Raw genomic sequence first — 12,693 nt, forward strand, 5'->3', positions numbered from 1 at the left:
CATGGACTATCTCACGATCATCCAAATCCTCGACAGCACCGTGCGCCTTGCCACGCCTTTGCTTTTGACCTGTCTCGCCGGGCTGTTTTCCGAACGCGCAGGCGTCGTTGACATCGGGCTTGAGGGCAAACTCTTGGCGGCGGCCTTTTTGGCCGGGGCTGCGGCCTCTGTCACCGGGTCGATTTGGATCGGCCTTTTGGCAGGCGTGGCCGGGTCTTTGGCGTTTTCCATGATCCACGGGCTGGCCTCGATCACCTTCAAAGGCGATCAACTGATCTCCGGCGTGGCGCTGAACTTTCTCGCCGCCGGTCTGACCGTTGTCGTGGGCCAAAGTTGGTTTAAGCTCGGCGGACGCACGCCCTCGCTCCCCACGGATGCGCGGTTTGGCGAATGGAACCTGCCGTTTTCCGATGCCTTGGCGAATGTGCCCTTCATCGGGCCTCTCTACCATGAGCTGATTTCTGGCCACACCGCATTGACCTATATGGCGCTGCTTGCTGTGCCACTGTCGTGGTGGGTGCTTTATCGTACCCGCTTTGGTCTGCGCCTGCGCGCCGTGGGGGAAAACCCCTCAGCGGTCGATACGGCGGGCGTGTCGGTGGTCAGACTGCGCTTTGCGGCACTGGTCATCGCGGGCGTGTTGTGCGGCATGGCCGGCACTTACCTTGCCTCTCTCGCGGCGGGTTTCGTCAAAGACATGTCGGCAGGACGCGGCTACATCGCCCTGGCTGCGTTGATTTTCGCCAAATGGCGGCCTTGGTATGCGCTCTCCGCCACGATGTTGTTCGGCCTGCTGGAGGCCATTGGCAACCGTTACCAATCCATCACCATGGGAGATTTCACCATCCCCGTGCAGTTCATGCAGGCCCTGCCATACATCCTGACGGTGATCATTTTGGCGGGCTTTGTGGGCAAAGCCATCCCGCCACGCGCGGGCGGCACACCCTACGTGAAAGAGCGATAAGCATCCGTAAATGACACGAAAGCGGGCCTTCGGGTCCGCTTTTCTGTCTCATACGCCGCGGATCATTTGACGCGCGCGCCAAATCACTGCATTGCTGAAGAAAGACGTCGCGAAAGTCCCCCATGCAAATATTCCTCCCCATCGCAGAAGTTTCGGTGAACGCCTTCACCCTGCTCGGCATCGGCGGGATTGTGGGCGTGTTGTCGGGCATGTTTGGCGTCGGCGGCGGATTTTTGATCACGCCGCTGCTGTTCTTTGTCGGCATCCCACCCGCCGTGGCTGTCGCCACCTCCGCCAACCAAATTGTTGCCTCCTCGGTCTCCGGTGTGCTTGCCCATTTCAAACGCAAGACGGTGGATTTGAAGATGGGGCTTGTGCTATTGGGCGGCGGCCTTGTCGGCTCCGCCATCGGCATTCAGATCTTCAACATGCTCAAAGCCATGGGTCAGGTCGATTTGCTTGTGACCCTTTGTTACGTGGTATTTCTGGGCATTATCGGCTTTCTGATGCTGATCGAATCCATCCGCGCCATCAAACGCGCCAAGGGCCGCCCCGGTGGTCGTCCGGAGCGTAAAAAGCACCTTTGGGTTCACAATCTGCCGCTGAAGATGAAGTTCCGCGCCTCTGGGCTATATATCTCCGCCATTCCGCCGATTGCAGTGGGCATGATGGTGGGCATGTTGGGCGCGGTTATGGGCGTGGGCGGCGGGTTCATCATGGTGCCTGCGATGATCTATCTGCTTGGAATGCCCACCAAGGTTGTGATCGGCACCTCGCTGTTTCAGATTATTTTCACCGCAGGCTTCACCACATTGCTGCACGCCTATACCAACCATACGGTGGACGTGCTTTTGGCGTTTCTGTTGCTGGTCGGCGGCGTCATTGGCGCGCAAATCGGCACCCAAATCGGGCTGAAAATGAAGGCCGAGCAATTGCGGATTTGGCTTGCGCTTTTGGTCCTGGCCGTCTGTCTCAAACTGGGTTTCGATCTGTTGTTGCCGCCCAAAGAACTCTACTCGCTGGGGGCATGATGACACGCGTTTTTGCCCTGCTGTTCGCTTTGTTGATGCTGCCCGGTGCGGGCCGTGCCGAAGAAGTCGTCGCCGCGCTGAGCCAAAGCCGGATTTCCATCACGGCCAATTTTGACGGCTCTGAAATTCTGATTTTTGGGGCTGTGAAGCGCAACCAACCGACGCCGGAGGGAGAGCCGCTCGATGTCATCATCACCGTCGCGGGGCCTGAAAAGGTCGAAACCATCCGCCGCAAAGACCGCCGTTTTGGTATTTGGATCAACGTCGAGGCACAGGTGATTGGCCACACGCCCACCTTTTACACGGTCACCTCGACGCGGGAGCTGGCCGATATACTGCCGCCCTTGACCGACAGTCTTTGGAAAATCACCGCCGACAAACGTATTTTACCGGGGATGCGCGGGCTTCCGGCGCGCGAGGCTTTGATCCGGCTGCGCAAGGCGGATGATCTGTACCGCACCCGCGAAGGCGTGGTCACGCTGAGCGAGGACACGCTGTTTCAAACCTCGATCACGCTGCCCTCCAATATCGTTGAAGGCGGCTACACCACGCGGATCTTTTTGCTGCGTGGCGGTGAGGTGATCGACAGTTATGGCACCACGATCAACGTGCAAAAAGTTGGCATTGAGCGCTGGCTTTATAATTTGGCCTATCAACATGCGTTGATCTATGGCGTGATGGCGCTGGCGATTGCCGGGCTGTTTGGCTGGGGGGCCTCAGAGGCGTTTCGCATTCTTCGGCGTTGATCACAGCAGCGCGTCGACCTGTGCCTCAAGTGTCAAAGGTGCCGCCTCTTTGGCGGTCAAATCCGCAACAGACAGCGGCGCGGTCGGTTTGGCCAACCGCGCCTGCGTCACCCACAACAGCCGCGTTTCGGCACGGGTGATGGCGACATAGGTCAGCCGTTTCCAAAGCGGTATCCCCGCCTCCATCCGGCCAGCGCGCGCGGCGGCCATGATGTCGGGGGCAAAGACCTGAACACTGTCCCATTGCGAGCCTTGCGCCTTGTGAATCGTCACGGCCGCTCCATGCAAAAACGCCGCTCCCATGCGCGCGGCATAGGGGATAAACGGTTCTTCTTCATCGGGAATTTCGATTTTAACAATGGAGGCCGCCGAGATATTCGGGTCCTCCGCGCCGATCACATGTAGCCGCGAAAAGCCGGGTTTGCGCCCTGGGCCGAGGTAGACGACCTGCGCGCCTTTGATCAAGCCCCGCGCCTCAAGGTCCAACCGTTTTTTGCGGTGTTTCGCGGGCAATTCGATGCCATCACAGATCAAAGGCTCGCCGGGCAACAGCGCATCTACAGGTGCGTCATGGACATTACGAAACGCTTGGATCAACCGGATGCGGGTCGCATTGCGCCAGACCAGAACGGGCGAGCGCGCCATCAGATCGCTTTCGACCCGGCTGGCATAGACCACCCGCTCGTCGCTCGCGGCGGCCTCTTGGATCATGCGGTCAAACTGATCAAACCCCAACTGCGGATCGGCCAGAGCATGGGCCAGATCGAGGATCGGGCTGTCTTGGGTTTGGCGGTGAATACGGTGCAGCACATGGGTGTTTTCCGCGCCCAAGGTTTCAAACACCATTTCGCCGGCTTGGTTGACCGGGGCCAACTGCGCCGGGTCACCAAACAGCACAAGCGTCGGGAAAATCTCTTTGAGATCATCGAGTTGGCGCTTGTCCAACATCGAACTTTCATCGACGAAACCGATGTCGAGCGGGTCTTCGCGGCGTTTCCATCCGGTGATGAAATCAGAGCCACGCAGACCCGCCGCCGCCAAAGCGCCGGGGATGGATTTATGGGTTTGATAAAAGGCATAGGCGCGGTCCAAGGCCTCATCTGTCAGACCCTCGACCGAAAGGGCTTCGACATCCGGGCGCTCGCCATTGCCCGCCAGCCATTCGGCGATTTTCTCATATTCCGGGTCATAGACCGGGGTGTAGAGAATGCGATGGATGGTGGTTGCAGGCACGCCGCGGGTGCGCAAGACGGAGGCAGCTTTGTTGGTTGGCGCAAGAATCGCCAAGGTGCGGCGCTCCTTTTTCTTGCGGCCTTCCCAATCGCCGGAAACGATATCGACGCCCGCCTCGTCCAGAGCCTTGTACAGCTCGGCCAACAAAAGCGTTTTACCCGATCCCGCCTTGCCGATCACCGCGCGAATTTGCGTGTCCGTTGAGGCCATGGGCAACATCAGCCCATCCTCAAGATCAACCCCCACCTGTTTCAGCACGGCGCTGATGGCATCATAGGCGTCGGCCTGATCATCGGAGAATGTAAGCGCGGTTCCAGTCATGGCGGCGACCCTAAAGCGTTTCGAAGCAAACCTGTATCAGAGATTTGGTCGAAACGCCCAAAATGATCCTGGGCGCACCCCCTTCCCTTATGTCAGGCTTAAGGCACTACGCTTTAAAGACCCGCCGTCAGCGACACCAGAGGGAAAGATTAGGCGATGGCGCGCATATCATCCCATTGCGGATGATCAAAGGCGGTACGAAACCAGCGTTTTGAGGTCGCCCGATCAATCCCCGCACGCGCCAAAGTGGGGGCAAAAATCTCTTCGCGCATTTCCCATAGGCCAACGCCGATAACGTCACGCCCTTCACCAACACGGCCCAACACATCCGGGACCAGCCCCATGAGGGAATAAATCCGCTCCATGCGCGGATCAAAAACGCCAACGAAATGTTTGAGTTGGAATTCCTCCATGATCTCGCCTGCCGCCAAGGTCAGTGCGGCGGTCACCCGGCGCTCCGCACCGGGGGCAAGGCAAAACCGGGTGCACTCCCAAATGAACGGGCTTTCAATGCGCACGCCGTCCGTGAGATGGGAGAAATGGTCATTGACCATCGTGTCGCCCGTTGTCGGCAAAAACCGCATCGACCCGCCATGGGTGCCGTCGGTTTTTTGCCAAATCACATAGAGCGGATTGATGTCATCATATTCGTCGCGTTCTTCACCGGCCTCGTTCACATGCACGTCCCATCCAAGACGATTTTTGAACTGATCGGCGCGGTCGCGAAACATGGTGTCGCGCAGACGCGGAAAACGGTAAAGGTCATCGCCGTAGATATAGCGCAGCATGGGGTGAGTGCTCCTGTCTCCATCAACTGGAGAGGACGCTACGGTCCAAGTGTTAACCATAGCCTATCCAAAGCGTACGCAAGAGTGTGACATATGTTCACCTTGCGTTCTATGCGTATTATTTAAGCGCAACACGGGACAAACCACCCTTGATAGAGCCTCTTAAACGATGATCACCCCCATCGACAGGGCCCGCGCAACCGCGTGAGTCGTGTTCAACGCCCCAAGTTTGTGGCGTGCCGATTCGATATAGACCCGCAGCGTATGTTCGGAAATCCCGAGCTCCGCCGCCGCCTGCGCCCGGCTCAACCCTTTGGCAATATGGGTGATCGCGGACAATTCACGCGGAGATAGCGCCGGAGTCGTTTGGTTTTCGTCGACAGCCTCAAAAGCCAAAGCCTTTTTGTTAAACTCGTGAGCAACAACGACGATATCTCTTTGGATGCGGGAGATCAGACGATCCCATTCCTCATCCGTAGCCGTATGGTTTAACGTAAACAGGGCGAACTGACCGTTTGGTCCCCGGATGGGGATGGTGTAGCCTTGGTTCCCAACCCCATAATCCAACGCGTCGCGAAAGAATGTTTTTGCGGCCTTAGAGGACCAGTCCAGTTGCTTCCAGTTGACGGGCGTGAAGCGTTGGAAACATCCATAAATTACCGGGTCCATGCGTAGGTAGTCTTTTTCCAGGTAGCGGTCGACCCATTCGGAGGAATATGTGCCTGCACCAAACCTTTCCCCCACGCTATTGACCCAATGGTAGACCACATGGGAAATCGCTAAGAGGTCACGCAGAACCTCTGTTGCGCTTTGAAAGCCTTCGAACGTTTCAACTCGCTGGATATCCTCCAGAAAGTCTTGCAAATCCGCCGTCATGCACCCCCACCTGTTCCGACTCCGGGCCCGTGTTAGAGAGCTCCGCCGCGACGACAAGGCAAACATCACCCAACTGCTCAGCACTCGCTGTCAGGCCATTCTGCTCTGCAAACGTTCGCAGGTCTGTGAGTACATCAAGTATCCAATCGTTGTGCATGTAAACCCTCTTTCGGTTATCAAAGTGGTTGCAAGTACAACCCTAGACGGTGCTTTTGCATTTTGAAATTCGCGGATATGGCCTCCCCATAAATAGCGAGCCTGACCTTAATAACCCTATGAATTATAATATTTCGTTTATTTTCTGCGAGTTGCGCAATGAAATTTTCCGGTCAAAACCGGCTCACAAAAGATTCGTCAGCGCAAACGCGTTTATCAACCTCAGATTGATCTCCATTCCACGAGAAAGCACACCGCCAAAAAAATCCCGCCCCTCTGACAAAGGGCGGGACATTGAACCATCTCAGCTTGGTTCAGAGGGCTTATTTGCCTGCGTCGATCACGTCTTGCAGCGTGAGTAGCCCGGTTGTCGGCGCTTGCACCAGCACAGACATGTTGCCCGGCTTATGTTCGTTGCGCAGCATTTTCGTGTGGGCTGCGGGGATTTCCCCCCAAGTGAAGGTTTCCGACAGGAACGGATGAATGCGCTTTTCGATCATCATCAGGTTGGCGGCAGCCGCCTGTTTGAGATGGGCGAAATGCGACCCCTGCAAACGCTTTTGGTGCATCCAGATATAGCGCACGTCAAAGGTCAGGTTGTAGCCGGTGGTCCCGGCACAGATCACAACCATCCCGCCTTTTTTACAGACGAAGCTGGAGACCGGAAAGGTGCTCTCGCCGGGGTGCTCAAACACGATATCGACGTTCTTGCCTTTGCCGGTGATGTCCCAGATCGCTTTGCCGAATTTCCGCGCCTCATTGAACCAAGCTGTATATTCCGGCGTGTTCACCGTCGGAAGTTGACCCCAGCAATTAAAATCTTTGCGGTTGAGTACGCCTTTTGCGCCCAGCCCCATGACGAAATCACGTTTGCTTTCGTCCGAGATCACGCCAATCGCATTCGCGCCTGCGGCATTGATCAACTGGATCGCATAGGTGCCCAGACCGCCAGACGCGCCCCAAACCAGAACGTTCATCCCCGGTTTCAACTCATGCGGCGGGTGACCAAAGAGCATCCGGTACGCGGTGGCCAGCGTCAGCGTGTAGCACGCACTCTCTTCCCACGTCAGGTGGGTCGGACGCGGCAAAAGCTGTTGTGCTTGAACGCGGGTGAATTGCGCGAAAGAGCCATCCGGGGTTTCATAGCCCCAAATCCGCTGCGACGGGGAATACATTGGGTCGCCGCCGTTACACTCTTCGTCGTCGCCGTCGTCTTGGTTGCAATGGATCACAACCTCGTCGCCGACTTTCCAATTTTTCACCGCCGAGCCAACCGCCCAAACGATACCGGAGGCATCGGAGCCCGCGATGTGATATTCTGCGCCGTGACCGTCGAACGGCGAGATCGGCACGCCGAGTCCGGCCCAAACGCCATTGTAGTTCACGCCAGCCGCCATCACGAGCACAAGCACTTCATGCGGCTCAAGCGTCGGCGTTTCAACGACTTCTTGTTTAAAGGAAGTTTCCGGCTCGCCATGGCGTTCGCGGCGGATCGCCCAAGCGTACATTTTCGCTGGAACATAGCCCATGGGAGGCATTTCACCGACCTCATAGAGATCTTTTTCTTCGGCTGTGTAAGTTGTCAGCTTCGTAGCAAGCGCCATCTTTTGTCCTCCATATCTTCGGGGCTGAACAGACCCAAAGGCTCATCTTTAATCTGTTTTGTTTGGGACCCTTTTGACGACACCATCTGTGTTTCATCGAAAGGGCCCCGCCCTGCGCCGCAATGCAGAATCGCGGGCTCTCTGCCTCCTAGATACGATTTGAAAAGTAATTATGCAATGCTGATGCAGCAATTTTTGAAATTTTATAACCGAGCAACCGCAGCATTTCAAAAAATTCCCCACAAAAACAAGGCCACATACGACCAAAAGGCGAGACAATATCCTTACGTCACTAAGAAAACCGCCTCTTTTCACGCCCTGCCGCATCGCGGCGAATTGACATTGGCACATTATTCCACGCATAAACGCTTCTGAGAAATATTATTGCCCATCGAAAGATGTCAAAGCTAACGAGGCCCGCCATGACTGATACGAAAAAGGATAAACCCTGGCTCTTCCGCACCTATGCGGGCCATTCGACCGCGAAAGCGTCCAACGCGCTCTATCGTACCAACCTGTCCAAGGGTCAGACCGGTCTGTCCGTGGCCTTCGATCTGCCCACTCAGACCGGCTATGACAGCGATCATGAGCTTGCCAAAGGCGAGGTCGGCAAGGTCGGTGTACCGGTGGCGCATTTGGGCGATATGCGGATGTTGTTCAAAGACATTCCGCTAGAACAGATGAACACCTCGATGACGATCAACGCCACCGCCCCCTGGTTGTTGGCGCTGTATATTGCAGCGGCTGAGGAACAAGGCGCGGATGTGTCGAAACTCCAAGGCACGGTTCAAAACGACATCATCAAAGAATACCTGTCGCGCGGAACTTATGTGTGCCCGCCACGCCCATCGCTGCGAATGATCACCGATGTCGCCGCCTATACGCGCAAGCACCTGCCGAAATGGAACCCGATGAACATCTGTTCCTATCACCTACAGGAAGCGGGTGCGACGCCGGAACAGGAACTGGCTTTTGCTTTGGCCACTGCCATCGCCGTTTTGGACGATCTGAAAGAAAAAGTGCCCGCCGAGGCCTTCCCGGAAATGGTCGGGCGGATTTCGTTTTTCGTCAACGCGGGCATCCGGTTCGTCACCGAGCTGTGTAAAATGCGCGCCTTTGTCGAGCTTTGGGACGAGATCACCCGTGAACGTTACGGCGTCGAGGACCCGAAATTCCGCCGCTTCCGTTACGGCGTTCAGGTCAACTCATTGGGCCTCACCGAACAGCAGCCGGAAAACAACGTTTACCGTATTTTGATCGAAATGCTCGCCGTGACCCTGTCCAAAAACGCCCGTGCCCGCGCTGTGCAATTGCCAGCATGGAACGAGGCGCTTGGCCTGCCACGCCCGTTTGATCAACAATGGTCGCTGCGGATGCAACAAATCCTCGCCTATGAGACCGACCTGTTGGAATATGACGACCTGTTCGACAACAACCCCGCCGTGGACCGCAAGGTGAGCCAGTTGAAAGCAGGCGCACGCGCCGAGCTTGACACGCTGGACGGCATGGGCGGCGCGATTGAGGCGATTGAATATATGAAATCGCGTCTGGTCGAAAGCAACGCCGAGCGCATTTCCAAGATCGAAGGCGGCGAGACCGTTGTCGTCGGCGTGAACCGGTGGACCGTGGGCGAACCGTCGCCACTGACCACTGGTGATGGTTCGATCATGAAATCCGACCCAGAGGCCGAAGCCGATCAAATCGGGCGTTTGCAAGAATGGCGGCAGTCGCGCAACGAGGCCGCCGTGCAAGCCGCGCTGACCAAGCTGCGCGAGGCGGCGAAATCCGGCGCCAACATCATGCCTGCCTCGATTGAGGCCGCCAAAGCCGGGGCGACGACCGGCGAATGGGGTGACATGGTGCGCGCGGCCTTTGGTCAGTACCGTGGCCCGACCGGGGTGTCCGTGAACCCGTCGAACCGCACCGAAGGCCTGGACGAAATCCGTGATGAGGTGGCGCGTGTGTCGACCTCTTTGGGCCGTAAACTCAAATTCCTCGTCGGCAAACCCGGCCTTGATGGCCACTCGAACGGTGCCGAACAAATCGCCGCCCGCGCCCGCGACGCAGGGATGGACATCACCTATGAGGGCATCCGCCTGACCCCCTCTGAGATTGTCGAAGCCGCAGGGCGCGACGCGGCCCATGTGGTGGGCCTGTCGATCCTGTCGGGGTCGCATATGCCGCTCATGGCGGACTTGATGGAGCGGATGAAAGAGGCCGGTCTCGGCCATATTCCGGTGGTCGTGGGCGGCATCATTCCCGAAGCGGATGAAAAGGCGCTTTTGGCGATGGGTGTGGCCCGTGTCTACACGCCGAAAGATTTTGAACTCAACCGCATCATGTTTGACATCGTCGGTTTGGTCGATCCTGCGTCAGAGGCTGCCGAGTAAGGCTGGCCCCCGCGAAAATCAAAGCTATAGTCGGGGCAACTCAAACAAAGAGGTGCCCTGATGCCGACCCCCCATATTGCCGCTAAAGCCGGAGAGATTGCCGAAACCGTTTTGATGCCGGGCGATCCCTATCGCGCCAAATGGGCGGCTGAGAATTTTCTTGATGACGCCGTTTTGGTCAACGAAGTGCGCGGCATGTTAGGCTTTACCGGCACTTACAAAGGCAATCGCGTCACCATTCACGGCTCCGGCATGGGGATGCCCTCCCTGTCGATCTACGCCAATGAATTGATCACCGAATATGGTGCCAAAACCCTGATCCGCATCGGGTCTTGTGGCGCGATGCAGCATCACATCAAGGTGCGTGACGTGGTGATCGCGATGACCGCCACCACGCTCTCGACCCCCTCGCGCGGCATTTTCAAAGAGCTGAACTTTGCGCCTTGTGCCGATTATGGCCTGCTTGAGGCCGCTGTCGCTGCCGCACGGACCAAAGACACCGGCGTGCATGTCGGCGGAATTTATTCCTCTGATGTGTTTTATGATGAGCGGCCCGACCTGACCGAGATCATGGTACGCCACGGCATCTTGGGCGTCGAAATGGAGGCCGCCGAACTTTATAATCTCGCCGCCCGTCATGGCGTGCGCGCGCTTGGCATCATGACCGTCTCGGACCATTTACTGACCCATGAGGCCCTGCCCTCGACGGATCGCGAACGCAGCTTCGGCGACATGGTCGAAATCGCACTTGAGGCGGCTTTTGCCTAAAATATCGCGCTCTGCGGCTTGTTTTTCTGCACCTGCAACCTAACTATCCAAGGGCTGCCCAGACGGGTGGCCCTTTCCCATAAAATCAGACGATAAGGAGGGCCTTTCATGTCCATGCCCAAACGCCAACTGGGGACAGACGGTCCAATGGTCAGCGCCATCGGATTTGGCTGTATGAGCTTTGCCGGCTTTTTTGGCCCCGCCGATGATGACACCAGTCTCGAAACACTGGCCGCGGTTGAGGCCGCTGGCATCGACTTTTGGGACACCGCCAATATCTACGGCATGGGGCGCTCTGAGCGCATCGTTGGGCAGTATTTGAAAGAAACCCAAGCAAAAGTGACGCTCGCCACCAAGGTCGGCATCGTGCCCGGACCGCCACGCGGCTTTTCCAATGAGGCGGATTACATCCGTGCCGAACTTGAAAACTCGCTTGAGAAACTAAACCGCGACAAGGTTGAGCTTTATTACATCCACCGCCGCGAACAGGAACGTCCCATCGAAGAGGTGGCCGAGACCATGGGGCGGCTGATCGAAGAGGGCTTGATTGATGCTTGGGGCCTCTCTGAGGTCGCGCCGTCAACCATTCAGCGCGCACATCGCGTGGTGCCCGTTCGAGCGGTGCAAAACGAGTATTCGCTTTGGTCGCGTCAGCCAGAGTTGGGCGTCATTCAGACCTGTGAGGATTTGGGCATTGCTTTTATCCCCTTCTCTCCTTTGGGGCGCGGAGTATTGGGCGATGTCGATCTTGATCCGCCCAATTTCGAAGCCCATGATTTCCGCAAGGTGAACCCACGGTTTATGAAACCCAATTGGTCCGCCAATATGGATCATGTCCGCGCCTTCCGTGCCTTTGCTGCCAAGAAAGGCGTGACCACATCGGCCTTGGCACTGGCTTGGGTGCTGCATCAGGGCGATCACATGATGCCCATTCCCGGCACCCGCACGGCGGCGCATTTGGCCGAATGGGTCGGTGCTACGTCGATTTCTCTCTCCGAGGACGATCTTTGGGACATCGAAGAAGTTCTGCCCGTGGGCTGGGCCCATGGAGATCGTTACTCGGACGTTCAAATGGTCGGTGTTGAACGCTATTGCTAAGCGCCACCCAAATCCAAATATGAAAAAGCCCCGCATCCTGTGCGGGGCTTTTTGAATTCTGTGAGAGCCGACATCAGTCCGCGCAGTAATAGGCGTACATCTGATCCAAAACGGCAAGTTTGCTCGGAACGATTTGCTCGCTCGATTGCGCAGCCGGTGTGGCCGGGGCGTAATATTCAAGCCACTCCGTGACTTTCATCGCCGAGTCTGCAGTGTCTTTTGCGGTCAGTGCAACATCGTGCAAGGTCATAGTCGATACTCCAATAAGGGTCCGCGCGCAAATGCGCCGGGTGGCCCTCCCTTACCGTTGAGATATGCCGCGCTGCGGCACAATGCAGCCCCTAAAACACGCATACTCGCCATGCGACCGCTGCAATGCAGAAACTTTTAACGATGTGTAAACCATAATTGGACGACAAAATCAGAGCTGCGGCATCTGTCCGCCACAGTGCTTTGGTTCCCCCGCAACCGTGCGCGCGCTCGCGCCACAGACCGGACACGCCCACTCCACACCCTCCGCATCCTTGTTCACCTGACGCCATTTGCACGCGCCGGTTTTCTCCGTGCGCAGGCTGTACATGGCGACATAGAAACCAATGATGAGAATGGGGGCGAGGAGAAGCATGATGGTGATCCGGCCGCGGCCTTACCAGGCAAAGGAGCGACACCTAAAGAGCGGTTCGAAGAGACTGACACACAGGTTTGGACGAGACGCGTA

At 57.1% G+C, this 12,693-nt stretch carries 12 protein-coding genes; 6 read left to right on the forward strand and 6 right to left on the reverse strand.

The annotated features are described in order from the left end of the window. Position 1: 1 nt before the first annotated feature. From B30_RS16885 to B30_RS16895, 3 genes are all read left to right on the forward strand, one after another. Entirely contained in the window at positions 2-964 is a 963-nt protein-coding gene (locus tag B30_RS16885; protein WP_009573362.1) for an ABC transporter permease, read from the forward strand. Between the two features lie 122 nt (positions 965-1,086). Beyond that, on the forward strand, positions 1,087-1,995 hold the full coding sequence (locus B30_RS16890) for a sulfite exporter TauE/SafE family protein (protein WP_009573363.1): 909 nt from the start codon (positions 1,087-1,089) through the stop codon (positions 1,993-1,995). Beyond that, the gene (locus B30_RS16895; RefSeq protein ID WP_100220143.1) at positions 1,995-2,741 is read left to right on the forward strand and encodes a TIGR02186 family protein; all 747 of its coding nucleotides are present in this window, start codon (positions 1,995-1,997) and stop codon (positions 2,739-2,741) included. Before B30_RS16890 ends, B30_RS16895 begins: the two co-directional genes overlap by 1 nt. Here the strand turns inward: B30_RS16895 and B30_RS16900 are convergent, their stop codons facing one another. The 4 genes from B30_RS16900 to ccrA all read right to left on the reverse strand — a co-directional run bounded on the left by B30_RS16900 (position 2,742) and on the right by ccrA (position 7,719). Continuing rightward, on the reverse strand, positions 2,742-4,295 hold the full coding sequence (locus B30_RS16900) for an ATP-dependent DNA helicase (protein WP_009573365.1): 1,554 nt from the start codon (positions 4,293-4,295) through the stop codon (positions 2,742-2,744). Between the two features lie 149 nt (positions 4,296-4,444). After that, entirely contained in the window at positions 4,445-5,083 is a 639-nt protein-coding gene (locus B30_RS16905) for an acyl-homoserine-lactone synthase (RefSeq protein ID WP_009573366.1), read from the reverse strand. Between the two features lie 162 nt (positions 5,084-5,245). Further along, positions 5,246-5,959 (reverse strand): helix-turn-helix transcriptional regulator, encoded by a 714-nt coding sequence (locus tag B30_RS16910; RefSeq protein ID WP_009573367.1) that lies wholly within the window; start codon positions 5,957-5,959, stop codon positions 5,246-5,248. Between the two features lie 479 nt (positions 5,960-6,438). Beyond that, positions 6,439-7,719 carry a crotonyl-CoA carboxylase/reductase gene (gene ccrA / locus B30_RS16915; RefSeq protein WP_009573368.1) on the reverse strand — a complete coding sequence of 427 codons (1,281 nt, stop codon included), beginning with the start codon at positions 7,717-7,719 and terminating at the stop codon, positions 6,439-6,441. Between the two features lie 422 nt (positions 7,720-8,141). Here ccrA and B30_RS16925 point away from each other — a divergent pair, with 422 nt between their 5' ends. From B30_RS16925 to B30_RS16935, 3 genes are all read left to right on the forward strand, one after another. After that, the gene (locus B30_RS16925) at positions 8,142-10,109 is read left to right on the forward strand and encodes a methylmalonyl-CoA mutase family protein (protein WP_009573370.1); all 1,968 of its coding nucleotides are present in this window, start codon (positions 8,142-8,144) and stop codon (positions 10,107-10,109) included. A 60-nt stretch (positions 10,110-10,169) separates the two neighbouring features. Continuing rightward, positions 10,170-10,877 (forward strand): purine-nucleoside phosphorylase, encoded by a 708-nt coding sequence (deoD, locus tag B30_RS16930; RefSeq protein WP_009573371.1) that lies wholly within the window; start codon positions 10,170-10,172, stop codon positions 10,875-10,877. Positions 10,878-10,991: 114 nt separating this feature from the next. Then, positions 10,992-11,975 carry an aldo/keto reductase gene (locus B30_RS16935; RefSeq protein ID WP_040402846.1) on the forward strand — a complete coding sequence of 328 codons (984 nt, stop codon included), beginning with the start codon at positions 10,992-10,994 and terminating at the stop codon, positions 11,973-11,975. Positions 11,976-12,048: 73 nt separating this feature from the next. Here B30_RS16935 and B30_RS22235 read toward each other — a convergent pair whose 3' ends face one another. Then, a complete protein-coding gene (locus B30_RS22235; RefSeq protein WP_157789832.1) occupies positions 12,049-12,225 on the reverse strand; it encodes a hypothetical protein in 177 nt (58 codons plus the stop codon). Between the two features lie 171 nt (positions 12,226-12,396). Then, complete coding sequence (locus tag B30_RS16940) at positions 12,397-12,600, reverse strand: hypothetical protein (protein ID WP_009573373.1); 204 nt, start codon at positions 12,598-12,600, stop codon at positions 12,397-12,399. Between the last annotated feature and the right edge of the window lie 93 nt (positions 12,601-12,693).

Origin of the sequence: Celeribacter baekdonensis B30 (genome assembly GCF_000299875.1) — a bacterium.
Lineage (GTDB): Bacteria > Pseudomonadota > Alphaproteobacteria > Rhodobacterales > Rhodobacteraceae > Celeribacter > Celeribacter baekdonensis_A.